Origin of the sequence: Maricaulis virginensis, assembly GCF_027922185.1 — a bacterium.
In the GTDB taxonomy this organism is placed as follows: domain Bacteria; phylum Pseudomonadota; class Alphaproteobacteria; order Caulobacterales; family Maricaulaceae; genus Maricaulis; species Maricaulis virginensis.
This window is the reverse complement of sequence record NZ_BSFE01000001.1, coordinates 547448-572721: the sequence shown is the minus strand read 5'-3', so window position 1 is coordinate 572721 and position 25274 is coordinate 547448. Positions and strand designations below refer to the sequence as shown.

General features: G+C 66.5%; 19 protein-coding genes. 15 read left to right on the top strand and 4 right to left on the bottom strand.

The window, feature by feature from the left end; all coding sequences use genetic code 11:
• The first annotated feature begins 84 nt into the window (after positions 1 to 84).
• From PKE71_RS02795 to PKE71_RS02780, 4 genes are all read left to right on the top strand, one after another.
• Positions 85 to 1455, top strand: a complete 1371-nt coding sequence (locus PKE71_RS02795; protein WP_271185431.1) for a sensor histidine kinase — start codon at positions 85 to 87, stop codon at positions 1453 to 1455.
• A 101-nt stretch (positions 1456 to 1556) separates the two neighbouring features.
• A complete protein-coding gene (locus PKE71_RS02790; protein WP_271185430.1) occupies positions 1557 to 5288 on the top strand; it encodes an autotransporter domain-containing protein in 3732 nt (1243 codons plus the stop codon).
• 165 nt (positions 5289 to 5453) lie between these two features.
• On the top strand, positions 5454 to 5606 hold the full coding sequence (locus PKE71_RS02785; protein ID WP_271185429.1) for a hypothetical protein: 153 nt from the start codon (positions 5454 to 5456) through the stop codon (positions 5604 to 5606).
• Between the two features lie 16 nt (positions 5607 to 5622).
• Positions 5623 to 5925, top strand: coding sequence for a GNAT family N-acetyltransferase (locus PKE71_RS02780; RefSeq protein WP_271185428.1), 303 nt, complete (start codon positions 5623 to 5625; stop codon positions 5923 to 5925).
• A gap of 150 nt (positions 5926 to 6075) precedes the next feature.
• Here PKE71_RS02780 and PKE71_RS02775 read toward each other — a convergent pair whose 3' ends face one another.
• Positions 6076 to 6735, bottom strand: coding sequence for a Fe2+-dependent dioxygenase (locus PKE71_RS02775; RefSeq protein WP_271185427.1), 660 nt, complete (start codon positions 6733 to 6735; stop codon positions 6076 to 6078).
• Between the two features lie 98 nt (positions 6736 to 6833).
• On the opposite strand from PKE71_RS02775, the gene PKE71_RS02770 reads away from it, so the two are divergent.
• From PKE71_RS02770 to PKE71_RS02745, 6 genes are all read left to right on the top strand, one after another.
• On the top strand, positions 6834 to 7730 hold the full coding sequence (locus PKE71_RS02770) for a hypothetical protein (RefSeq protein WP_271185426.1): 897 nt from the start codon (positions 6834 to 6836) through the stop codon (positions 7728 to 7730).
• Between the two features lie 226 nt (positions 7731 to 7956).
• Positions 7957 to 8352: a hypothetical protein gene (locus PKE71_RS02765; protein WP_271185425.1), complete on the top strand. Its 396-nt coding sequence runs from the start codon at positions 7957 to 7959 to the stop codon at positions 8350 to 8352.
• Positions 8349 to 10025 (top strand): sensor histidine kinase, encoded by a 1677-nt coding sequence (locus PKE71_RS02760; protein WP_271185424.1) that lies wholly within the window; start codon positions 8349 to 8351, stop codon positions 10023 to 10025. Before PKE71_RS02765 ends, PKE71_RS02760 begins: the two co-directional genes overlap by 4 nt.
• Before the next feature lie 91 nt (positions 10026 to 10116).
• Positions 10117 to 11040, top strand: a complete 924-nt coding sequence (gene trhO, locus PKE71_RS02755) for an oxygen-dependent tRNA uridine(34) hydroxylase TrhO (protein ID WP_271185423.1) — start codon at positions 10117 to 10119, stop codon at positions 11038 to 11040.
• Complete coding sequence (locus tag PKE71_RS02750; RefSeq protein ID WP_271185422.1) at positions 11037 to 11663, top strand: glutathione S-transferase; 627 nt, start codon at positions 11037 to 11039, stop codon at positions 11661 to 11663. Before trhO ends, PKE71_RS02750 begins: the two co-directional genes overlap by 4 nt.
• A 308-nt stretch (positions 11664 to 11971) precedes the next feature.
• Positions 11972 to 12706 (top strand): carbonic anhydrase, encoded by a 735-nt coding sequence (locus tag PKE71_RS02745; protein WP_271185421.1) that lies wholly within the window; start codon positions 11972 to 11974, stop codon positions 12704 to 12706.
• A 57-nt stretch (positions 12707 to 12763) separates the two neighbouring features.
• Here PKE71_RS02745 and PKE71_RS02740 read toward each other — a convergent pair whose 3' ends face one another.
• Together PKE71_RS02740 and PKE71_RS02735 are read right to left on the bottom strand one after the other, a co-directional pair.
• Positions 12764 to 15955 (bottom strand): amidohydrolase family protein, encoded by a 3192-nt coding sequence (locus PKE71_RS02740; protein WP_271185420.1) that lies wholly within the window; start codon positions 15953 to 15955, stop codon positions 12764 to 12766.
• A gap of 306 nt (positions 15956 to 16261) precedes the next feature.
• Positions 16262 to 17872, bottom strand: a complete 1611-nt coding sequence (locus PKE71_RS02735) for a SulP family inorganic anion transporter (RefSeq protein ID WP_271185419.1) — start codon at positions 17870 to 17872, stop codon at positions 16262 to 16264.
• A 208-nt stretch (positions 17873 to 18080) separates the two neighbouring features.
• Here PKE71_RS02735 and PKE71_RS02730 point away from each other — a divergent pair, with 208 nt between their 5' ends.
• Complete coding sequence (locus tag PKE71_RS02730) at positions 18081 to 19613, top strand: exopolysaccharide biosynthesis polyprenyl glycosylphosphotransferase (protein ID WP_271185418.1); 1533 nt, start codon at positions 18081 to 18083, stop codon at positions 19611 to 19613.
• Positions 19614 to 19970: 357 nt separating this feature from the next.
• On the opposite strand, the gene PKE71_RS02725 is transcribed toward PKE71_RS02730, so the two are convergent.
• A complete protein-coding gene (locus PKE71_RS02725; RefSeq protein ID WP_271185417.1) occupies positions 19971 to 21050 on the bottom strand; it encodes a GNAT family N-acetyltransferase in 1080 nt (359 codons plus the stop codon).
• A 138-nt stretch (positions 21051 to 21188) separates the two neighbouring features.
• On the opposite strand from PKE71_RS02725, the gene PKE71_RS02720 reads away from it, so the two are divergent.
• From PKE71_RS02720 to PKE71_RS02705, 4 genes are read left to right on the top strand one after another with little or no spacing between them, the layout of a single operon-like run.
• On the top strand, positions 21189 to 22646 hold the full coding sequence (locus PKE71_RS02720) for a lipopolysaccharide biosynthesis protein (RefSeq protein ID WP_271185416.1): 1458 nt from the start codon (positions 21189 to 21191) through the stop codon (positions 22644 to 22646).
• Positions 22643 to 23584: a glycosyltransferase family 2 protein gene (locus PKE71_RS02715; RefSeq protein WP_271185415.1), complete on the top strand. Its 942-nt coding sequence runs from the start codon at positions 22643 to 22645 to the stop codon at positions 23582 to 23584. The genes PKE71_RS02720 and PKE71_RS02715 overlap by 4 nt, the downstream gene beginning before the upstream one ends.
• Complete coding sequence (locus PKE71_RS02710; RefSeq protein WP_271185414.1) at positions 23581 to 24348, top strand: polysaccharide deacetylase family protein; 768 nt, start codon at positions 23581 to 23583, stop codon at positions 24346 to 24348. Before PKE71_RS02715 ends, PKE71_RS02710 begins: the two co-directional genes overlap by 4 nt.
• Positions 24345 to 25256: a glycosyltransferase family 2 protein gene (locus PKE71_RS02705; RefSeq protein ID WP_271185413.1), complete on the top strand. Its 912-nt coding sequence runs from the start codon at positions 24345 to 24347 to the stop codon at positions 25254 to 25256. Before PKE71_RS02710 ends, PKE71_RS02705 begins: the two co-directional genes overlap by 4 nt.
• Positions 25257 to 25274: the final 18 nt, after the last annotated feature.

The following is a 25274-nucleotide window of genomic DNA, read 5'->3' as shown; positions in this document are numbered from 1 at the left end:
TGTATCCCCGCTTGCCAGCCCGCGCCACCGACCGTTACACATTCACGCAGGGGAATAGTCTACACCGATAGCGTCTGGAAAAGTATGGATTATCCGCAGATTCGCCGGATCGACGGACGTTTTTCCGACGCCGCGCTCGAACAGGCCTTCCTGGCCGAAAGCTGGAGCGGAATCCGGCTGCAGGCCGGCATCACCCTGCTCGCCTTCTCGCTCGCCTGGCTGATCTCGACCAGTATCGACCTGTCCTACCTGCAGGGGACGGACCGTTTCGCGACGACGATCGCCAGCCGGATCGTGGCCGGCATTCTCGGTGTCACCGTCGGCGGCTGGATGCTGATCGCAGCGCCGCAAAACCCGCAGGGCTGGGCCGGCCGGCTTGTCTTCGTCTGGATCATCACCTCGACGATTGCCGCAGCTCTGGTCGCCTGCGCCTACCCGGCCGTGGAAACCACACCGGACGGTATTTCCGACGTGCTGGTCTTCACCAGTTTCTGGATGTCGCTGCACATCATCATTCTGGGGGTCGCGCTCGCCTATTTCCCGTGGGCGATCATGATCTCGGCCACCGGCTATGCCGTGAGCTATCTCACCCTCACCGTGATGTGGTGGGACGCCGCCGAACATCCGATGATCGGCCAGTCGGTGATGATGGTGTCGTGCTGTGCCTTCGGCTGGGTGATGGCGATCATGCTGTCGATCCGTGCGCGGCGCCGCTACTTCATCATGCGGCGCTATGAAGAGGCCAAGGAGGCCGCCGAACGGGCGCACGAATTCACCACCTTCCTGCTGGCCGCCACGGGGCATGACATCCGTCAGCCGGTCTTCGCCCTCGACCTCAATGCCGCGCGCCTGACCGAACTCCTCGAGCGCGGCGACACGGCGGCGGCCCTCGATGTCAGCCGCAGCCAGCAGATGGTCACGCGCAATGTCTCGCGCATGATCTCCTCGATCCTGGAAGTGGCGCACCTGGATGCGCGCAAGCGCACGGTCAGCCCGGATCGCCTGCCCGTCTCCCGGCTGGCCGGAACGCTCGTCTCGGCCTTCGGCGAGATCGCCGCGAACAAGAAGATCGCGCTGACAGCCGCCCGCTCGAGCGCCCATATCCACGCCGACCCGGGCATTGTCGAACACATCCTGGCCAATCTGGTGTCCAACGCCATCGCCCATTCCGGCGGCGACCGGATCGTGATCGGTGCACGGCGCCGCGGCGGCCATGTCGATCTCGTCATTGCCGACAATGGCAAGGGCCTGCCCGCCGGGGATACCGAACTGACCGCACGTGCCACTCCGCCCGCGGCCGGTGAAAAGAGCGGCGGAAAGCGCTCCGGCCTCGGACTGGAGATCGTTTTCCGCCTGGCCGAGCATGGCGGTCTGAAGCTGCGCGTCGTGTCGCGGGCGGGACATGGCGTGATGGCCGTGCTGACCTGTCCGGCGCGCCGGGCAGCCCGGTCATAGCGACCGGCCGGGACAAGAAATCCGGCCGTCTACGATAATCGTCGAATTCTACCGGCCCGGTGGCCCCGCTAAGCATCCCCCGCCTGACGCAGGGGGAAATCATGCCGCGCAACACACGCCTTTCGACCGCCAGCCGGTCGCTCACCGATACATTCCGCAACACGCTTCTGGCCACCTGCGCCGGTCTGGCCTTCATGGCGCCGGCCCTGGCCGACACCGAAGGCGACCCGGTCGATGACGGCCCAATCGCTCGTGGCACACCGCCGGAAGGCGGTACCATAGTCTACACGACCTGGCAGCCCGAGCGCCGGATCTGGATGGAATTCTACTGGGTGGTGCCGGAGGGCTATGGCGACGCCCATGGCGTGTGCCTGTCGCAGAGCTATTCCACGTTTTCCTCTGCCGAGCCGGAAGCGCGCGGCGGCCTGCGCAACCAGCCGCTGAGCTTCTGCAACCGCAATGAATACGGCGAGCTGGAACCCGGCCGCGCGCCCTGGGACCGGGCGAACCGCCGGAGCGCCGAGACCGAGCAGACAGGGTCACGCTTCATGCTGGATGACCGCCGTGATGGCGGAGACCTTCATCCAGCCTGCCTTCTGCCCTGGAACTGGTTCAAATGCGTGGCCGATAGCGATGCCGCGTCTGCGGGCGGCGGGGCCGGCGCCGGTACGGCAGCCGGCAGCCCCCTCGCCTTCGCCCGCGACATGCCCGTCGCACCGCACATCATCGCCGGCGACGATTCGACCATTGACGGCATTGTCGACACGGAAAACCAGTTCTCCAACGTGGTGCTGATCACCGTCGAGACGACGACCGGTTCCTCGGTGTGTACCGGCACGCTGATCAATCGCCGCCAGGTCCTCGCCGCCGCCCACTGCTTTGCCGGCGGCGACGTGACCCGTGTCGAGGTGTCCTTCGATCCGGAAGGCCAGACCGGCTATTTCGGCGCGATGAGCGTGACGGTGCACGAGAGCTATGATCCCGATACGTTCGGTGCCGATGTCGCCGTGATCACGCTGGATACCGCCTCGCTGGCCGCCGATCCGGTCACGCTGGAAGGCTCGGACGGCGCCAACACCATGGCCGGCAGCCGTATCGTGCTCGCAGGCTATGGCAGTTTCGGCACAGGCGAGACCGGTCAGCTCTCGATCGACGGGCGCCGGCGCCATGGCGTCAACACGCTCGACCTGATCGGCACCTGGGGCGATTTCTTCAACGAGACCGGCGAGCCCCTGCCGCCCATCCTGTCCGGCGAGCCCGGCAATTTCCTGTTCGTCGATTTCGACGGCCCGGGCGGGATCAATCTGCTGGGCGGCGGCGCCATTGATGGCGAAGCCTCCTCGGCCCAGGGCGACAGCGGCGGCCCGCTCTTTGCCGACACCGCCAACGGCCTGATCCAGATCGGCATCGTTTCCAACGGCAATAACCCTTATGGACCGCTGGGCGGGTATGGCACCTGGGTCGCCTATATCCCGGTCGCCGAATATATCGACTGGATCGAGGGGCTGGATCCCTTCATCGAACGCCATGCCCTGGCCGGCGACGGCTACTGGCACGACGCCGCGCACTGGGAGTATAGCGATATCCCGGAGAACGACCGCGGAGAGCCGGGCACGACCGTCGTCACCGACGCCTATATCGTGCCGGAAATCTACGAGGTCTATCTGGACGCGCCGGGCATCACCCGGGTCGCCCAGGACGAATATGTCGATGCGGTCTATGTCTTCGACGGCGCGACCCTGATCGTCGAGGATGGCGGCCAGCTGGCGCTGGATACCGGGATCGGCATGACCGGCGGCGAAATCCGTATCGAGGGCGATGTGATCGGTCAGGCGCTGGAACTGCATGGCGGCCTGTTCGATATCGCCGAGACCGGCAGCTATTCCGACTTCTCGCCCTATTATTCCGGCGGCATGAACCTGACCGGCGCAGCGGTACGCATCGCCGGCGAGCTCGCCACCGACTGGCTGCACCAGACCGGTGGATCGCTCTGGGTGACCGAGACCGGTGTCTTCTTCGACTATCTCGGCACGATGGTCGAAGGCGGCTCGATCGGCATTGACGGGATTTTCGACACCGCCTCCTTCAACCAGTTCGGCGGCTACACCTCGATCTTCTCCAACGGCGTGCTCTACGACGCCTCCGGCTCGACCTTCATTGCCGACAGCGAGCTCTATGTCGGCGGCATCCTGGACACGCTGGAACTGCTGATCGCCGACAGCACGGTGATGGGCGACGGCATCATCTATGCGCCCTTCGGTGTCTACCAGCTCGGCGGCACGCTGCTGCCCGGCTACAGCCTCGACGAGGAAACGCCCGGCGGATCCCTGATCATCGAGGGCGATTACCTGGCGGACGATGCCCTCTTCGTCGTCTCCACCGACGGCACGGCGACCGACTACCTCCATGTGCTCGGCTCTGCGAATATCGCCGGCGAGGTCTCGCTCTTCCAGCGCGGCAATGCCCCGCTGGCCCGCAACAGCCGCTTCACCTTCCTGGAGGCGGAAGGCGGGCTGACCGTCGGCGATCTCACCGTCGCCGACCCGCAGATATCCCCGATGCTGTCGCTGTCACTGGGCCAGACCGCAAACTCGGCCTATCTCCAGGTCGACGCCCGCGCCTATGCCGAGTTCGCCCAGACCGACCAGCAGCGCGCGCTGGCCACGGCGCTCGACGCGGCCGCCGGCGACGATGTGCCGTCCGGCGACTTCGCCGATCTCGTCAACACGCTGGACTACATGCCCGGCGAGGATGCACTGCGCACCGCGCTGCAAACCGCCAATCCGGGCGACACCTTCGCCATGGACCGGATGGGTGAAGGCCTGTCACGCGCCATGGGCGACGTGATCGCCGGGCGCATGGCGCTGTTCGCCGAAGGCCGTCATGGCGGCGGCATGGACATGGCCGGCACCGGCAGCAGCCCGGTCCAGCTGGCCTCGGCCAATGCCGGCAGTGTCGAGGTGCTCTCGGCCCTGCAGGCCGTCACGCGGGCCGCGAATTCCGGCCAGATGGACCGGATCAATGACCGCACCGGCGTCTATGTCTCCGTCGAGGGCGGCTGGGGCGAGACCGACCTGCCCAATGGCAGCACGGATCTGGAAAGCCACCACATCGTCGCCGGGGTCGATTTCGAACCGGCCGGGAACTGGCTGATCGGCGCCAATGCCGGCTTCTCGGACTATTCCGCCCACAGCGCGACGACCCACGTCCAGGGCGAATCCGTGTCGCTGGCCGCCTATGCCGGCTATGCCGGATCGCGCCTTTATGGCAGTGCCTATATCGGCGCCAGCCGGCTCGACTACGACCTCACCCGCTCCATCCTGCTGGGCGTGGCCGAGATGCGGGCAACTGCCTCGACGGACGCGAACCAGTTCGACGCCGGCTTCGACATCGGCGCCGACCTCATCGAGGGCAATGCGGTGTTCGGTCCGGTCCTGCGCCTGCGTCATGGCAATACCGATATCGACGGCTACAGCGAGACGGGCGCGGGCGTGTTCAACGCCACGCTGGCGGCGCGCGAAAACGACCGGACCCTGCTGGGCGCCGGCGGCCGTTTCGCCAGCGGCGGCAAGACCCGCTTCTTCGGCCAGCTGACCTGGGAACAGGATCTCTCCGAAGGCGACGGCCAGACCCGCGCCAGTCTCGCCGGTGCGCCCTCGGCCGGCTTTGCCGTGCTGGACGGCCATCATGATGACCGCTTCGCCTCGCTCGCCCTGGGTGTCGATATCGACGCCTCGGACCGGGTCGCGATCTCGGCCCGCGCGCGCAGCGATTTCGGCCGCGACACGGATGAGGACACAGCCCTCAGCCTGGCGATCAACTGGCGTTTCTGACCGCGACGCCCTCGCGGACAGACGGAGCACGGTCCGGCATTGCCGGGCCGGGCTTTTTCGTGGGCGGCGGGATTATCGCCCCGGACGCGGGACATTTGTTCCGATTATCCCCCTAATCGCCCCGCCCGGCTCTGCCTATATCGGCGCCACGAACAGGAGGGCGCCATGCGCTGGACGGGATTAGTCTTGTCACTTGCCATTCTCGGGCTGACGGTCAGCCTGCTTTTTGCCACGGGGTTCACCTCGTCCGGGCAGCTGACCGTGCGGTCGGCGCCGGACATGCAGGAAACCGCCCTGGTGAAGCCGGTTATGAGCTGAAACGGGAGACGTGCAGATGGATATAAAGATCACGCTTGAGGAAGACGGCTCAAAGGGCCGCTATGTCGCCCATGTCGCCGGACAGGCGGATACCGGCGAGATGACCTTCAGCCGCATCAGCCCGACGCGGGTCATCGTCGATCATACCGGCGTGCCGGACAGCCTGAAGGGCATGGGTGTCGGCTCGGCGCTGGCCCGCCATGTCGTGGCGCAAGCGCGCGAAAAGGGCTTCACCATCGTGCCGCTGTGCCCCTTCCTGAAAGCCCAGGCTGAACGCCATGCCGACTGGGACGACGTCATCGAGGGCATGAAGCGCTAGTTGTGCCTTCGCACCACCCTCTCCCCGGGGAGAGGGACCGAGGGAGAGGGGGAAGACACCGTCTTCTCCCAAAAGCCCTGACCGGGATTTCCCCTCATCCGCCCTTCCGGCCCCTTCTCCCCAGGGAGAAGGCGGTCGCGGGGCGTGCCCCTAATCCTCCGCCCACTGGCGCAGCAGGTTGGCCTTGCTTTTCAGCAGGAGGTCGAGTTCGGCGGTCTTGCCATCGCGTTCGAACAAGGCCCGGCAGGCGCGGTCGAGATCGAACAGGATTTCACGCTGGTCGGGACGACGCACCAGGCTGCGCACCCAGCCGACCACGGCGATCCGCTCGCCGCTGGTCACCGGCGCCACCCGGTGCAGCGCCGCGGTGGGATAGACCACCACCTCGCCCGGCGCCAGCTTGATCTCGGTCTCGCCGTCGACGCTTTCCATCACCAGCTCGCCGCCCTGATAGCTGTCCGGCTCGGACAGGAAGAGCGTGAAGGAGAGGTCGGCACGGCGTCCGCCCATCAGCGCGTCATCGACATGCAGCCCGTACTCCATGCCCTGCGTATAGCGCGAGACCAGCATGCGCGTGATCGATTTGGGCTGGGCGAAGGAGACGAAAAGCGGGTGCGCCATCAGCGCCTTGCGCACCAGATTGCGGATCGTGTCGATGCGCGGGCCGGCCTCGACCTGCTCATTGCGCTTCACTTCGCGCGCCGCCCAGCCGGCCGTCTTGCGGCCATCGGCGTAATCGCTTTCGCCCGCCAGCTGCCGGAGCTGTTCGACGGTCTCGGCGGCACATACATTCTGCAGACACAAGAGCATGAATTTACCTGCGACTAATTGTCATTTGCCGGAAATGGGTTTAGGCGGTCTATCAGGGTCGGGCAAGACGTTCCGACAACAAGGCAAGGGGAATGCTTATGGGTATCAAGCGCCGTACGCGAATCTGGACCACGGTCGGCACGGCCGCCCTGCTGGGCGGTCTGGCCGGGTGTAGCGAGCCGGCCAGCGACACGCCAGCGGACGAAGTGCCGCAGAGCCAGGCCGAGCAGCACGACACCGGTGCCGCAGCCGATCATGCAGCCGAACCGGCTGCGCCGGCCGGCGGCTGGTCGGAAGGCGAAGGTGAAGGAGAAGGCGGTTCCGGCGGCGGCGAGTTCGGCATCGATCCGGTTGCCGCGGAAAGCGACCCCGTCGTCTACATGATCGCGCTGGAAGTCATGCGCGCCCACTACCTGGCGGGCATCGACGCCTACCGGGCCGGCGACCGCACGGCGGGCGCGGAAATGTTCGCCCACCCGATCAACGAGATCTATATCGACTTCGAACCGGTGCTCGAAAATCTCGGCGCGCCGCTGTTCGGCGATACGATGACCGACGCTTCGGTGGCCCCCTATTCCGGCGCCGGCGAAGACGAGATTGTCGCCCGCGTCGACGACGTCCTGGTCGCCATCGACGATGCAGCCGGGTTCGCGCCGGAAAGCGACGCGTCAGAAGCCGAGGTCCATGCCCGCGTCCTGACGGATCTGCTTGAGCGCGGTGCCCTGCAGTACCGCGTTGCCGCCAGCGACGCGGAGGCAGGTGAAGCGTATCTCGACGGGTATGGCTTTGCCCGTGCCGCCGAACGCTACGCAGCCGGCCATATCGACGTGATTGCCGCCGCCAATCCGGCGCTGGCGGGCGTCTTTGCCGGCCTTGTCGACCAGCTGAACGCGGCCTTCCCGACCGCCCTGCGGCCCGACACGCTCGAAGACGATGCCGGCGCACTCGTCAGCGCCGTTGCTGCGGCGAAGGAAACGGTTAACACCCTGCCCTGATTGGATATATCGCAAGAGCGTGATCCAGGTCACGCTTTGCTGGCGCGACGCGCCATACAGTGTATCCGAGCAAAGGCCCGGCAGCCCATGCTGCCGGGCCTTTTCCTTGAATTCCGGCAAATAGTTTGAGGGTATTCATTTATTATTCGCCGCTTAAGTTGCGGAAACGGAACATAATTCCGCGTGGTGGCGTTCCACATGCCAGCATGTTGGGGGCTGAACGATCATGGACTATTTCGACGTCAACAATTTCATGCCCCATGGCATGTGTTACCTGTGGCGGCCGGAACTGGTGGGCATGCACGTGATTGCCGACCTGGCGATCGCCCTGGCCTACTTCTCCATTCCGATCGTCATCGTGCTGTTCCTGCGTCGGCTGAACCGGCCCATCCCCTTCCGCTGGGCCTTCGTGATGTTCGGGATCTTCATCCTGTTCTGCGGCATCAACCACCTCATGAACATCGTGGTTCTGTGGCATCCGCTCTATTATATCGAAGGCGCGCTGAAACTCCTCACGGCGGCGGCTTCGGTGGCCACGGCGGTCCTGATGCTGCCCCTGCTGCCGGTCCTTATCGACCGCTTCACCCGCATCGACGCGGAGGAAGACGCGGACAGCGCATGAACCTGACCCGGCCCGATATCTCCAGCAGCACACAGTCCGGCGGAGCGCGCTATGAAACGCTCAGCGGCCTGCTGGAAGCCTATCGCACGCCGGTCGCCATAATCCTGTTCGGGGTCATCGTCTCTCTGTCGCTCTTCTTTGCCACCCTTCTCGGTCACAGCCGGGCCAAGGAGCGCGAATTCCGCAATCACGCCGCCGCGCGCATCGCGGAAATCCAGACCGGCTTCACCGCGATCGAGGCGGAGCTGACCGAGCTGGCCCATGCGGCAGGCGCCGGGCTGGCACCGCAGACCGTGATCGGGATATTCGGGGTGGCCGATGGCGAGGTGGCAACGCCGCCCGTGCGCGATCTAGGACTGGTTTCCCGGGACGCGGCCCTTCATGCCATCGATGCCGGTACCGCGCGTCAGGTCCAGCGCGCCGTCGCCTATATGCTGGAACGCGGCCCGGCGCCGCAGACCCCGGTCCTCCTGCCCCTGCCCGCAGCCGCACCCGGCGAGGTGCCCTTCGTGCTCATCGCCCCGCTCCCGGCCGGCCCCTATGCCTACGCCTACGTCACATCCGATTTCGACGCCCTGGTGCAACCGACCGAATTGCGGTCCGATCCGGCCTGGGTGATTTCCAGCCTGTATGACGGCAGTCCGCAATTCGCCCTCGCCCGCAATGCCAACCTGCGGGCCCGGACCACACCGGCGATGATGGGCGTCATCTCCGTGCTCGACACGGCGCCCTATGCCCTGCACTGGTCGGGCGAGGCGCCGTTCGACGTGGTCGATATCGCGATCGTGCCGCGGCGCAGCTACCTGCTGCAGTTCGGTCCCCTGCCCTGGCTGGTGCTGGCCTTCTGCCTGTTCGCCACAGCGGCAATCGGTGCGCTGGCGCTCAAGGATGCGCGGCGGACCGCCGAGATCCGCCGGCAGGTCGATCTGAAGACCGCCGAACTGCGCCGCAGCCAGGCCGTCATCGAGGCCAAGAACGAGGAGCTGGCGCGCTTTGCCGCCCATGCCTCGCACGACCTGCAGGCGCCCCTGCGCGCGATGAAGGGCATGTCTTCCCTGCTGGTTGAACGCCAGATCGATCTGGACGACCGCAGCCAGCAGATGCTGCAACGGATCAATCGCGGTGCCGACCGCGCCCAGCGGCTCGTGCAGGACCTGTTGTCCTACACCAAGGCCGACATGGCGCAGGTCAATGCCGAGACGATCCCGCCGGAGACCCTGCGCAGCGAGATCGACGAATTGCTCGCCGCGACGGTCGAGGAGTGCGGCGGCCGCCTGCGCTGGCAGATCGATGCGCCGGTCGAGGCCGACCGTTTCCTGCTGACGCGGGCGCTGCAGAACCTCATCTCGAACGCCATCAAGTATCGCGCCGACCGGCCGCTGCGGATCGACGTGTCGACACGCACGGATGCAGATGGCTCGACGATTTGCGTGTCGGACAATGGCATGGGGATCGAACCGAAGCATTTCGAGCGCATTTTCCGCGTCTTCGAACGCCTGCACGGTGCCGACGAGATCGAGGGCTCGGGGATCGGCCTGGCCCTGTGCAAACGCGTCGCCGACCTGCATGGCGGGCGGATCTGGGTGGAATCGGAGCCCGGCGTGGGCAGCCATTTCTTCCTGCATATTCCCAGCGTCCAGGCGCCGCGCGCCGCCATCTCCAACGACCGCTGAACCGGCCAGCACCCGGCATGTGCAGCCGCGCCGCTGACGCGCAGGCGTGCCAGCTGGTATAGAGCGGACGAAACCCGGATACCGAAACGCCATGCCCCGCTACCTGATCGCCGCGCTCTACAAATTTGTCCCGCTGGACGCCGGCCCTGCCCTGCAGGCCCGCCTGAAATCGCTGTGCGCCGAAAACGATGTGACCGGCACGCTGCTGCTGGCGCGCGAAGGCATCAATGGCACGATTGCCGGGCCGGAAGCCGGATTGCGCACCGTTCTGGACGGGCTGCGCGCATTGCCGGGCTGCGCCGGTCTCGAACACAAGGAAAGCTGGGCCGACGAACAGCCCTTCCTGCGTCTCAAGGTGCGGCTGAAGCGCGAGATCGTCACCATGGGCGTGCCGGACATCGATCCGGTGGGCGGCGTGGGCACCTATGTCGAGCCGGAGGACTGGAACGACCTCATCCGCGCGCCCGATGTCGTCACCATCGACACCCGCAATGACTATGAGGTGCGGATCGGCCGGTTCGACGGTGCCGTGAACCCGCACACGGCCAGTTTCCGCGACTTTCCCGACTGGTTCCGCCAGTTCCGGGCCGAGCGTCCCAATACCCGTATCGCCATGTATTGCACGGGCGGCATCCGCTGCGAGAAGGCGACGGCTTTCGTGAAGGCGCAGGGCATTGACGAGGTCTTCCACCTCAGGGGCGGCATCCTGAAATATCTCGAGACCGTCGATCCCGCCGACAGCCTGTGGCAGGGCGAGTGCTTCGTCTTCGACCGCCGCATCGCGGTCGGTCACGGTCTTGCGCCGGGCACGCACGATACCTGCCATGGCTGCCGCGAGCCGCTGGCGCCGGAGGACCTGAAATCGCCGCTCTATGTCGATGGCGTCAGCTGTCCGCACTGCCATGATGCGCGGTCACAGGAGCAGCAGGCCCGCTATGCCGAGCGTCATCGCCAGGAACAGATCGCCGAAATCCGCGGCGAGCGCCATGTCGGGCGCCGCACGGAGGCGGAATGAGCGCCGGTGCGCCCATCCTCTACTCCTTCCGCCGCTGCCCCTATGCGATGCGGGCGCGTCTGGCCCTGCACGCGGCCGGCATCGCTGTCGAGCATCGCGAGATCCTGCTGCGCGACAAGCCGCAGGCCATGCTGGACGCTTCGCCGAAGGGCACCGTGCCGGTGCTCGTCCTGCCGGACGGGCGCGTGCTGGAGGAAAGTCTCGACGTCGCGCACTGGGCGCTGGCGCAGAACGATCCGGAAGACTGGCTCGCGCCCGGTGACGAGATGGCGCCGCTGATCGCGCGCTGCGATGGCGACTTCAAACACCATCTCGACCGCTACAAATACGCCACCCGCCACGACACCGACCCGGCCGAGCATTTCGAAGCCGGCAGCGCCTTTCTCGCAGAGCTGGACGCGCGGCTGTCCGGCGGCGGCCAGTTGTTCGGCGCACGGATGTCGCTGGCCGATGCCGCGATCTTTCCTTTCGTGCGCCAGTTCGCCCATACTGATCGCGAGGCCTTTGACGGGCTGGGCCTGTCCGGCGTGTCGCGCTGGCTGGACGATCACCTCGCCTCGCCGCGCTTTGCCGCCGTGATGGCCAAGCATCCGCTCTGGTCGCCGGACGGTCCGACGGGCTGACCGGAAAAACCGAATTGCGGATTCCGCGCAACACAGATCGTCAAAACGGGTTTTGGGGGTAGCGAATCGCTGTCATCGAACCGAAATATTCTGTATCGGTCCTGACGGATTGTGCAGGCGCAGCATTCTGCGCCCCTCCACCCCCCAGCCGCACGCCATGGCGACTGAAAGATCCCCGGAAGCCCGCGCTTCCGGGGATTTTTTATGATCGCAAGGAGGCGTATCCTTAACCGACGCACGCGAGGGTCCCGGAACCTGTACCGCGCCTGGTGCGGGCGTTTTTCATCGTCCTTTCCCGGGAGACATCCTTGCGCAAAACACTTCTGGCGGCCGGTTTCGGCCTTGCAATCCTCCCTTCCGCCCAGGCCCAGCACTGGACCTATGAAGGTCATGAAGGCCCCGATCACTGGGGCGAGCTGTCCGAGAGCTGGGGCGCCTGTTCCGCCGGCCAGCAGCAATCGCCGATCGATCTGGGCACGTCCAGCGGGCTGAGCCTGCAATCCATGGCGATCGACTGGCCGGAGACGATCCCGGGCACGGTGATCGACAATGGCCACACCATCCAGGTGAATGTCGAACCGGGCGCCAGCCTGACCATTGCCGGTCATGAATACGCTCTCGTCCAGTTCCACTTCCACGCCGCCAGCGAACACACGATCAATGGCCGCCATGCGCCGATGGAAGTCCATTTCGTCCATGCCGACAGCGAGGGCGGTCTCGCCGTGATCGGCGTGATGATCGAGGCCGGCGCGCCGCTGGCGAGCCTCGGCTCGGTCTGGGCGGTCAATCCGCAGCCCGGCGGATCGGGCGGCGTCGCCGCCTCGATCCATCTCGGCGAATTCCTGCCGGCCGACCGCAGCGCCTGGCGCTATGCCGGCTCGCTGACCACGCCGCCCTGCAGCGAGGTCGTCACCTGGACGGTCTTCCGTCACGCCGTCACCGCAAGTGACGCGCAGATCGCCTGGTTCGAGGACCGGCACCCGCACTCCTACCGTCCCGCCCTGCCGCTCAACCGCCGTCACGTCCTCCAGATCGGCGGTTAGCAAAAAGCCCCGGACCTTGAAGGTCCGGGGCTTTCTCTTTTCAGGGCCGGAAGGCGCCTATTCCCAGAAATAGGGCTGGCGCTGGCGATCGCCCGTGACCAGCTCGTTCATCGTCTCCGCCTCGTAGAGACGGCCATTGAGCATCACGTATTCGATCTCGTCGGTATTGCCGATATCCTCCAGCGGGTTTGCCCGCAGGAAGACGAGGTCGGCCAGCTTGCCTTCCTCGATCGTGCCGAGATCATTGTCGAAGCCGAGATGGCGGGCCGGCATCACCGTCGCCGTCATCAGCGCCTCGAGCGGGCTGAAACCGCCGCGCGCGAAGGACCACATCTCCCAGTGGGCCGCCAGGCCTTCCTGCTGGCCATGGGCGCCGATCGACACGTCGACGCCGCGCTCGAACAGCATGTGCGCCGTGCGGGCGTTGTCGTCATCGACGAAATCCTCTTCCGGCGCCGTCGTACGGCGCACCGAGGAGGCCTGCAGCTGGCGCGGCGGCGCATGCCGCGACAGGATCGGATGCTCCCAGACATTCATCGCCTGGCGCCAGTAGGGATCGCCGGCCAGACCGCCATAGGTCACCGTCAGCGTCGGCGTGTAGGCGACCTCGGTCTGGGAATACATCTGCAGCACGTCTTCATAGATCATCGAGAGCGGCAGATTGTGTTCGATCGAGGTATTGCCGTCCGCCACCATGGCCATGTCCATGTGGTAGTTGGAGCCGCCTTCGGCGACCACTTCCAGGCCCGCCTCTATCGAGGCCGCCACAACCTGCTGGCGCTGGTCACGCCGCGGCTGGTTGTAGTTCTTGATCGAGTGGGCGCCCTGGGATGCCAGGCGGAAGACGTGCTCGCGCGCATCCCCGATCGAGTTGATCTCCGCATAGACCGACGGCGCGCGGGCGCCGTAGACGATCTCGCCGGTGGAATAGATACGCGGGGCGAGATAGGTGCCGGCGCGCTGGTATTCCGAGGCGGTGAAGATATGGCTCGCCCGGCTGGACGGGTCGTGGATCGTGGTCACACCCAGCGCCAGGTGCGCGACGGCCGACCAGTTCTGCTCCGGCACCAGATCGCCCGTGCCCTGCGGCCCGTGGGCGTGGGCGTCGATGAAGCCCGGCGTGATCGTCATGCCGTTGGCATTCACCACACGGGCGCCTTCCGGCACCTCGACATCGGCACCGACAGCGACAATCCGGTTGCCCTCGATGATGATATTGCCGGCTTCGATGACACCGCCATCCTCGCCGGCCATGGTGATGATGCGGGCGCCGGCGATCGCCGTCACCCCCGACGGCCGGTCGGCCGTGGCCGTCATGGCCAGGCTGATGCCGCTTTCCGGCGGGGTATATTCGGTCTCGCGCGCCGGATCCGGACGGAAGTCCGCCAGCGGCACGGAGAAGAATTCCGGTCCCATCGACCAGTTGAGATGCGTGCCGCCCTCGCTCCAGTGGAAATAGGTCGCGCCATTGCCCGACACTTCCACCGTCGGCAGGGCCGAACCGTTCGATCCGCCCGACACCGATTGCGGTCCCGGCGGCAGCGGCATCACGAACACATCGTAATTCTGGCGGAAAGCGACATGGGCGCCATCGGGGGCGACCTGGTATTCGGTGATCATCTCGCCGGTGATGTGGGTGCGTTCCTCATGACCGTTGAGATCGACCGAGACGAGGCTGGCGCCGTCGCCGCCACGGGTGAAATAGACGCGGTCGTTCGAGGCACCGAAATGCGGCAGCGAACCGCTGTCGGTCACTTCGGTCATCTCGCCGCCTCCGGCCGGCACGCGGTAGATGCCCGTCGTTTCCGACCATTCCGGCGCGGTCAGATAACCGCCGCTGTCCTTTTCGAACACCAGGGTCGAGCCGTCCGGCGAGAAGCGCGGATTGGCGTAATGCCCCGGCTCCGGCGTCACCGTGCGCTCGCGGCCGCCGCGGGCGGACACGGTGCGGATCGAACCGAGTTCCTGGTCGTCCCAGGCGACAAAGGCGATGGTGCGTCCGTCCGGCGACCAGGTCGGCGTGATCTCGCGGCGCTCGCCCGGCTCCGCGCGGGTCAGGCGGCGCGGCTCGCCGCCGGCCGCATCGCGCACCCACAAGACGCCCAGGCTCTCGAACACGATCTGGCTGCCGTCCGGCGAGGCGGTGGCAAAGCGCGGCATGCGCGTGGTGAAGGTGTCCGGCGCCACCTCGACCTGCGGCCGCGGCGGATCGATCACGTCGCGCGTGTCGGAGACTTCAAAGGCGATATCCGTGACAGCGCCGGATGCCACATCCACCGAATGGAAGGTGCCGTCGGCCCAGTACACGATGGCGCTGCTGTCCGGCATCCAGTCCATGTTCGGATACATGCCGGTCACGCCCCAGGTTTCCTGCATGTCCTGGTCGACGGTCTCGACCAGACGGCGTTCCTCGCCCGAGTGCAGATCCTTGATGTAGAGGCCGGACTGGATGCGGTCGCGGCGGATGAAGGCCATGTAGCGGCCATCCGGAGACGGCGCCGGACGCACGGCACCGCCGGCCCCCTCGACCACCGTGTCGATCTCGCCCGTCTCCAGGTCGTAGCGGCGGATATTGAACAGTTCGGTGTTGGAATCCTGGGCGTAGATGAAGGTATTACCCGAGGTCACATTCTGCGTGTAATAGACGTAGCGGCCATCGGGCGAGAAGATCGGCTCGCCCAGCTCCTTCTGGAAATTCTCGTTGGGACGCTCGACCAGCTGCACGCCGTTTCCGCCCAGCACGTGATACATCCAGATCTCGCCGGTGCCAGCCGAACGCTGGGTGGTGAAGTGCTTGCGCGCCGCGATATAGCGGCCCGACGGGTGCCAGGTCGGATTGTTCAGGAGACGGAAGCTCTCATCCGTCAGCTGGCGGGCATCGGACCCGTCAGCATTCATGATCCAGATATTGTCGCCGCCGCCACGGTCCGAGGTGAAGGCGATCCGGCTGCCATCCGGCGAAAAGCGCGGCTGGTACTCCCAGGGCAGGCCGGACGAGATATTCGTCGCGACACCGCCGGTGATCGGCATGGTGTAGATATCGCCCAGCATGTCGAAGGCAATCGTCTGCCCGTCCGGGCTGACATCCAGCGACATCCAGCTGCCCTCGCTCACCTCGATGGGAATCGAGCGTGTCGGCAGCGGTGGATTGGCAACATCCCATTCCGCCTCGTCGCTATTCTGGAAAGCCAGGCCCGGCGCGCTTGCCAGAATGGTCGATGCCGCCAGTGTTGCAATAAATCGGGTCATATACCCCTCCCCAATACGTGTTTTCGCCGCGGAGCATAGGTCGCCCCCAAGGTGGCGACAAACTTACCGTTCTGTGAGGTTGGGGATGGGGGGGAATACCATGCAATGCAAAGCCGTGTATCGGGAGACACGCTGCCATCCTTCCCCTTGATGGGGAAGGTGGGCCGAGGCGGAGCCTCGGGTCGGAAGGGGTGAATCCCGGTGGCGGCGCTTTGAGCACAAAGCGGCAGACACCTCGCCGCCACCCCATCCACCACGCCTGCGGCGCGGTCCCCCTTCCCCATCAAGGGGAAGGATGGGCAATCCTCAGTGCGAACCGCCCAGCCGGCCCGGCTTCACCTTGTAGTCGACGGCCAGGCCGTAGGCCGGGTCGTCGTCGCTGTCGACCATCAGCTGGCCGGCGCGCGAGAGGAGGCGGTGGCAGTCGCGGCTGAGATGGCGCAGTTCCAGCTGCTTGCCGGCGGCCTCGTATTTGGCCGCCAGGTCTTCCAGCGCCTGCAGGGCCGACTGGTCGACCACCCGGCTGTCGGCGAAATCGACCACCACACGGTCCGGGTCGTTCTCGATGTCGAACAATTCCATGAAGCCGGCGGTCGAGCCGAAGAAGAGCGGTCCCTCGATGCGGTAGACCATCTGCCCCTCCTCACCCGCGACCTGGCGTGCATGGATGTGCGAAGCCGCCTTCCAGGCGTAGACCAGGGCCGAGACGATCACGCCGACGATCACCGCCACGGCGAGGTCGGCATAGACCGTCACGCCGGTGACCAGGATGATGACGAAGGCGTCCGAGCGCGGGATGCGGGTCAGGATGCTCAGGCTCTGCCAGGCGAAAGTGCCGATCACCACCATGAACATCACGCCCACCAGCGCGGCCAGCGGGATCTGCTCGATCAGGCTGGAGCCGACGAGGATGAAGGCCAGCAGGAAGAGCGCCGCCGAAATGCCGGCCAGGCGCAGGCGGCCGCCGGATTTCACATTGATCATCGACTGGCCGATCATGGCACAGCCGCCCATGCCGCCGAAGAAACCGGTCACCAGATTGGCCACACCCTGGGCGACGCATTCCTGGGACGCCCCGCCGCGGCGGCCGGTGATCTCGCCCACCAGGTTGAGGGTCAGCAAGCTCTCGATCAGGCCGATCGCCGACAGGATGAAGGCATAGGGCAGGATGATCTGCAGCGTCTCCAGGCTCAGCGGCACCATCGGGATATGGAATTGCGGCAGGCCGCCCTCGATCGAGGCGAGGTCGCCGACGCGCGGCACCGGCAGGCCGAAACCGATCACCAGCGCTGCGACCACACCGATAGCCACCAGCGGCGCGGGAACCACTTTCGTCACCTTCGGGACCACCCAGATCAGCGCCATGGTCAGGGCCACCAGGCCCAGGGTCAGGATCAGCGGCCAGCCGGTCATCCAGACATGCTCGCCGGCCTCATTGACCACTTTGAACTGTTCCAGCTGGGCCAGGAAGATCACGATGGCCAGGCCGTTGACGAAGCCCAGCATGACCGGGTGCGGCACCATGCGGATGAACTTGCCCAGTTTCAGCACGCCGGCCGTGATCTGGATAATCCCCATCAGCACGACGGTGGCGAACAGGTATTCGATCCCGTGTTCGGCCACGAGATGCACCATCACCACGGCCAGCGCGCCGGTGGCGCCGGAAATCATCCCCCGGCGGCCGCCGATCAGGGCCGTGATCAGGCCGACGATGAAGGCGGCATAGAGCCCGGCCAGCGGCGGCACACCGGCCACGAAGGCGAAGGCCACCGCTTCCGGCACCAGGGCCAGGGCGACGGTCAGGCCGGCCAGCAGCTCGATCCGGATGCGCGACGGGGTCAGCGGCGGCAGGGTGCCCCGGTCGCGGACAGACGCGGCGAGACGTTCCGTGAAGGCGGCAAGAGAGGTGCGGATCATGGCTGGGTCCGTTGTTCGGCAGGACCGCATCATGCAGGCCCCGCGGCAGGATGTCGCGATGCCGCCTCTTATGCTGCAACGCAGCAGATGGCCAGCCTTGCAACGCATCACCGATGAAAAATGATCGTCAAGGTCGCATTAACCACGCTTTTCAACGAAATATTCGTCCCGATCTGCGCATCCTGATCCGGAACGAAGGGGACTAGACGTGGATTATTCGAGCGTTGCCAAGCCATCCGGCACCGGCCCTGCCAATGATACGTCCGAGCCGATCCGGCCCGCCATCGCCGACACGGCGTCGCTGACCCGTGCCCAGCTGAAGGCCCAGGCCCGCGCACCGCAGCACCGCGTGAACCGCAAGGCGCTGAGCCATATCCTGCAATCCTTGGACATATTCGCCGTCATCATCCTGGCCGCGGCCGGCGCCTATGCCATGTCCGGCGGGCGCGTGACCGAAGTCGCCGCCGGCGAACTCCTGCCGGTTGCCGCCTTTACCGTGCTGGCCCCGGCCCTTCTGATGCTCAGCGGTGTCTACCGGATCGAACCGCGCGAGGTCGGCCTCTATCGCGTGGCCCGGGCCTTCATCGCGACGGGCCTGGCCGGTTCGGCGATCACCGCGCTCGCCCTCGTCACCGCGCCGCGCGCCACCGAGCTGGTCGCCCTGTTCGCCATGACGGGCGTGGGCGCCCTGACGGTATTGCATGTCATCTATGCCGTCTTCATCGGTCACTGGGCCCGCGCCGGCCGCCTGGCACGCAATGTCGTACTGGTCGGGGCCACGCCGAACGCCCGCAAGCTGATCGCCGCCAATGCCGGTTCCGGCACGGTGAACGTTGTCGGCGTGTTCGACGACCGCAAGTCGCGCAGCCCGGCCACCCTCGCCGGCGCGCCCTATCTCGGCTCCACCGACGACCTGTTCTCCTGGCCGCTGCTGCACGAGGTCGACCGCATCATCCTGACCGTGTCGCCCAAGGCGGAACAGCGCGTGCAGAGACTGCTTGCCAAGCTGCGCGCCCTGCCGCACTCGGTCTGCCTGCTGCTGGATCTGGACAGTTTCGATCCGGCCGAAACCTCGCTCGACGATATCGTCGGCGTGCAGGCCGCCCGCATGAACGGTGTCGAGGAACGCCTCGGCCACCTCGTGCTCAAGCGCGTCACCGACCTGGCTTTCGGCCTCGTCATGTCGGTGTTTGCCCTGCCCGTGATGGCGCTGATTGCGCTGGCGGTGAAGCTGGACAGCCCCGGCCCTATCCTGTTCCGCCAGACCCGCGAAGGCTTCAATGGCCGTCCGATCGAAGTGCTGAAATTCCGCACCATGCGCCACGATCCCAGGGGCCAGGACGGTCCGGTGCGCCAGGTCGAGTTCGACGATCCGCGTGTCACCCGTATCGGCGGCTTCCTGCGCAAGACCTCGCTCGACGAGCTGCCGCAGCTGTGGAATGTCGTCGCCGGCTCGATGTCGCTGGTCGGTCCGCGCCCGCACGCGCCGGGCATGCGCACCGGCGGGACGGAAACCTCCAAACTGGTGGCCGAATACGCCCACCGTCACCGCGTGAAGCCGGGCATTACCGGCTGGGCCCAGATCAACGGCTCGCGCGGTCCGCTGCATTCCCCCGAAGCCGCCCGCGAACGCGTCCGCCTGGACGTGGAATACATCGCCCGCGCGAATTTCTGGTTCGACCTCTGGATCATGCTGCGCACCCTGCCGGCCCTGCTCGGCGACAAGGTGAATATCAGGTAGCGCATCGCCGCTTTCCCCGGATCCTCCCCTCTGCTTTCCCCGGAGGAGCAAAGCGAATTCCGGGGCCGGGGGAAATACTGTCGAGCGTGCAGGACGACTAGGGGCACAACGCCACAACCGTCTCCGTCACCCTGACGAAAGTCAGGGCCCAGTTCACAAGGCTGGGCGGTCGCGAACGTGCGTTCGTCGTGCTTGCCTGCTGGCCCGTTTCTGAGCTTCAAACGCCCGAATTCCGCTACGCGGTCTGGGTCCTGACTTTCGTCAGGATGACGGCGTGGGGAGACGAACAATCTTGCCCCACTTGCCAGGACTGTTGTTCAACCTGAGGAAAGTGGTGTGATTGGGGAAATGCGGGGATCAAACCCCGTAAAACCCAGTCAACCGGTTCAGCTTGCGCATGGCCTTCCCCGTCAGGCGGGCCATCTGTCCGGTGCGTTCGGGGTGGGCCCAGTCGGAGGTGTCCAGTACGGCCTTGCGGGCGGCGCCGGCCCAGCCGGCGGGCGCGCAATAGCCGCCGGCAAGCCCGACCTGGCAGGTCGCCAGATCCTTCTTGAAGGCAAACTGGCCGGGGCCGAGATCGACGCCCTTCTGGCCGGCTTCGGCGGCGCGGCGGGCGCTTTCCACCATCAGCACGAGGCCCGGGCTGATCGCGCCGAGATCGCGGTCATAGGCGGGGAACCAGTATTGCACCAGCCGCTCGCTTGCCATGCCGACATAGACGGCGGCAAACTTGCCGTCGATTTCCAGGCTGGAGCAGACGCCCCGGAATGTGTCGCTGCGCCGGCGCAGCACGGCTTCGAGCAGTTTACGGGTCCAGCCGACCGAGAACACGTCGAACACGCCGCTCTCGGAGTATTGCGCGCGCTTCCAGGCGAGCATCTGCGCCATGGCTTCGGGACGCGTGTCGTGCATGGTGAAGCGATGGCCGCCCTCGGCCTCGTCCAGACGGCGGAACCGCGTGCGGATATTGCGCACGATCTTGGAATTGATCGAGCGGCGGTTCTCGTACCAGGCGTCGAACCCGTCCGAGACGTCGATGATCCAGCCGCCATCATAGCCCAGCGTGTGCGGCCGGAAGGCCGGCTGGCTGGCAAGCGCGCTGTGAAACAGGAAGATCGGGATGCCCGCGCCCTTCAGCCAGGCCATCAGGTCGACCGGGCGGCCCGGCTCGCCGATCACGCCATGCACATCGCCCAGCGGTCCGGCGAGCGGCCGCGCAAAGCCGAACTTGCCCGTGTGCAACGGCAGGAAGCCGACCGGCACGCCGTTTTCGCGCACCGTGACCACCCGCGTATCCGCCCGCACTTCCTCGCAGCATTCGGCAAAGTCGAGCGCGAAATACGGGCTGGCCAGCGCCGCGTCATTTGCTACGAATTCGGCCCAGGCCTCGCGCTCGTCGGCAGCGAGATCACCGGGTTTTTTCAGTGCCACATCCATGGTGATGAGCCTGCGTCATTGTCCCCGCTGCAACACTAGGTCGAACCCCTTATCAGGACATGAAGATTCCTGATGCCGGTCGCCTCGCGCGCGGCATCGCGCTTGCATGGCTCGCCTCAAGGGCGAGTGGAGCGTTTCATGCTTGGACGGTATCTTCTGGGTTATCTGCCGGTACAGGCCGCACAGGGGCTGGTCGGCTTTGGCAGCGTCGCCGTTTTCACGCGGCTGATGGCGCCGGAAGATTATGGCAGCTACGCCCTGGCGCTGGCCGCCATGTCCTTGACCCACATCCTGATTTTCACCTGGCTGGAAGCCGCTGTCGCACGTTTTCATGCGCGCGCGGAGCGCCGCGGCCGGATGCGCGAACACCTGATGACGGCCTATGCGGTCTATGCCCTGATCGCGCTGGTCGCGGGCACGGCGCTGATCGGCCTGGTCCAGATCCTGCCGCTGGACGAACGGCTCAAAACGGCACTCGCCTTCGCGGTCGTCGCGCTCCTCCTGCGCGCTGCGATGCAGATCGGTATGGAGACCCACCGCGCCCGGGGCGATGTGCGCCGTTTCTCCGCCCTGGAAGCGAGCTATCTCATGCTCGGCTTCATGATCGGTGTCGGCCTGATCCTGACGACGGATCTCGGTGCCGCCGGCATTTTCATCGGCCTGGCCGTGGCCGCCGGCGTGATGCTGGTCTTCGACCTGCCGGTGATGCTGAACCGCGCCCGCGGCGGCAGGCGCCAGAGCGTGCGCGTCGCCGCCTATGCCGCCTACGGCCTGCCGGTGACACTGTCCCTGATCTTCGAACACCTGCTCTCGGTGGGCGACCGTTTCCTGATCGCCGGCTTTCTCGGCCAGGGCGCGGTCGGCATGTATGCCGCCGGCTACGGTCTCGCCGACCGGCTGCTGGACATCATCTTCATCTGGTTCGGCGCGGCCGTGTGGCCGATGACGATCCGCGCCCTGGAACAGGACGGCAAGGCTGCCGCCCGGGCGGTCGCCGGACAGGCTGCCGGGCTGATGGGCCTGATCGCCTTCCCCGCCGCCGCCGGGCTCGCCCTGGTTGCACAGCCGCTGACCAGCGTGCTGGTCGGTGAGGCGCTGCGCGAGGAGGCCGCGCGCATCCTGCCCTGGATCGCCCTGTCCGGACTGATGAACGGCATGATGACCTATTATTTCCACGAAGCCTTCACCCTCACCCGCCGTACCGGCGTGATGGCGGCGATCATGAGCGCCTCGGCCATTCTCAATCTGGGGCTCAACCTCGTCTTCATACCGGCTTTCGGCCTGACCGGCGCCGCGCTGGCGACGGTGCTGGTCTATGCGCTGGCGCTGGTGGTGTGCGTGGTGACGGGCCGCAGGCATTTCGCCCTGCCCCTGCCCTGGGCCGAATGGATCAAGGCCGGCAGCGCCACCGCGATCATGGCGGCTGCCGTGCTGGCCGTGCCCGGACTGCCCGAAGCCTGGCAGACGCTGGCGGCAAAAGCGCTAACCGGCGCAGTCGTTTACGCGATTTCAGCTTATGTGTTCGATATTGCCGGATGCCGGCAATGGCTGCGCGATGCCCGCGCCCTGATCAAGCCGGCGGGGGCGACGACATGACCATGATGGCCGACACTTCCCTGCGCGAATATGCCAATGCGGCCAGCCAGGCTGCCGAACGGATCTCCATGTCCGTGCTGGTGCCCTTCTATGGCGACAATCCGGGCGGGCTGGTGCGGGCGCTGGAAGACCAGGCGGCCGGCGATGTCGAGATCGTGCTCTATGATGATGGCGAGCCCGACCGCGAGCTCAATGCCGCGCTGTCCCTGCTGCTCGCCAGCCTGGAAACTCCGGCGCGCCTCTTGACCTCGACCCGCAATCGCGGCCGCTCGGAAGGCCGCAACCTGCTGGCAGAACAGGCCCGCGGCGACTGGCTGGTCTTTCTGGATGCCGATATGCGCCCGGGCGGCCCCGCCTTCCTGCAGACCTATCGCGCCCTGGCCGCCCGCGGCGGGTTCGACGCCGCCTATGGCGGTCACGCCACCGACTGGCCGTCCGAACGCGAACTGGAACTTCACGCCGCCCTCACCCGTTCTTGCGAGGAACATGGTGCCGAGGAACGCAATGTCACCGGTCCGACGGCCTTCTGCTCGTCCAACATCCTGGTGCGAGCCGATGTGATGAAAGCCGTCCCCTTCGATACGGGCTTTACCGGCTGGGGGTTCGAGGATGTCGACTGGGCGGTCATGGCCGCCCGCGAGTTCACCCTGGTGCATGTCGACAACCCGGCCTGGCATGGCGGCCTGCAATCGCCGGCGGCTTTGCTGGCGAAATTCCGGGCCGGCGCCGTCAATTACCGCCGCCTGCTCGACCGTCATCCCGAACTGGCCGGACTGCCCGGCGCCCGTGCGGCGCGCACGCTGGCCCGCATTCCCGGCCAGGCGGCCCTGCGCGGCGTCTGGTCGACGATCACCCGCAGCCCTGTCCTGCCGATGAAGCTGCGCACCACGGCGCTGAAACTGTGGCGCGCCAGCTGGACCGCGGAGGCCCTGTCATGAACGCCCCCTACACGCCCGGCTCCGGTCTCGGCGCCGCCCTGAACCGCCGCTGGGTCCGCCTTGCGGCCCGCCAGCCGATGCGGATCGATCTCGACCATGCCATCGTCACCTTCACCTTCGACGATTTCCCCAAATCCGCCGCCACCACCGGCGCCGCCGTGCTGGAGCGTCATGGCTGGCGCGGCACCTATTACGCCTCGGCCGGCTATGCCGGCGGCGAGACCCATCACGGCACGATGTTCGATGCCGGCGATCTCGCCCGGCTGACCGCCGACGGTCACGAGATCGCCTGCCACACCTATGGCCATCTCGATGCGTCCGCCGTTTCCGGCCGCGCGCTGGTCGCCGATGTCGAGCGCAATGCCCGCGCCCTGGCCGCGATGGGCCATGAGGCCGAGATCACGTCCTTTGCCTTCGCCTATGGCGAGGCGACGCCGGCTGCCAAGCTGGCCCTGGGCAGCCGTTTCGCCACGCTGCGCGGCATCCGCGCCGGCATCAATCGCGGCACGGTGGATCGCGGTCTTCTGAAATCCGTACCGCTGGACGGCGGCGAGGCCGGCATTGCCCGTGCCATCGAGGCCGCCGGCACGCTGCCGGATCATCCCGGCTGGCTGATCTACTACGCCCACGACATCCAGGACGAACCGACGCAGTGGGGCTGCACCCCGGCCCAGTTCGAACGGGTGTGCGAGGCGGTCGAGGCGTCCGGCGCACAGGTCATGACCATGGCCGAAGCCGCGCGTCAGATGGGGAGAAAATCATGAGTGTGTCCGTCATCATCCCGACCTTCCGCCGGCCCGAAGGCCTGCGGCACGCGGTGGAAAGCGTTCTGGCCCAGTCGCACCAGCCCGGCCAGCTGGTGATCGTCGACAATGACCCGGCCGGCAGCGCCGCGCGGGTCGCCGCGACCGCGAAAGCCATCGCGCGCTGCGAGGTGGTCTATATCCACGAGCCGCAACCGGGTGTGTCGAATGCCCGCAATGCCGGCTTTGCCGCCGCCACCGGCCGCTATATCGCCTTCCTCGACGATGACGAGATCGCCTCGGTCGGCTGGCTGGAAGCCCTGCTGGACACCGCCCGCACGCTCGACGCCACCGTCGTGTTCGGCCCGCTGCGCGGCGAGGCGCTCGGCGTCTCCGGCATCCGCGCCGACCTGGCGCACCGGCTCTATTCCCGCGTCGGCCCGGCTCAGGACTGCCGCCTCGACAAGCCGTTCGGCTGCGGCAATTCCCTCATTGACCGCGATGCGTTCGAGATTGCCGACCGGCCCTTCGATCCGCGCATGAATACCTCGGGCGGCGAGGATGATGTCTTCTTCGCCCTGCTGGCCCGCCAGGGCGCCCGCTTCGCCTGGTCGGCCAGGGCGGTCGGCACCGAAACCGTCGACGCGACCCGCACCGGCTGGCGCTACCTCCTGGCGCGCTCCTTCGCCTTCGGACAGGGCGCGACCCAGTCGTGCAGCCGCGGCGGGCGCATGAACTGGCCGGGCATCGTGTTCTGGATGGGTGTGGGCCTCGCCCAGACGCTGGTCTACGGCTCGCTCGCCGGTCTCACCAGCCTGGCCATGCCCCGCCGCGCCGCCGAATTCCTCGACCGCTGCGTCCAGGGCGCCGGCAAATTCCTCTGGATCGAAGCCTTCGAACCGCGGTTTTACGGCCAGGTCGAGGGGTAGGCGCCGGGCTGGTTGAAG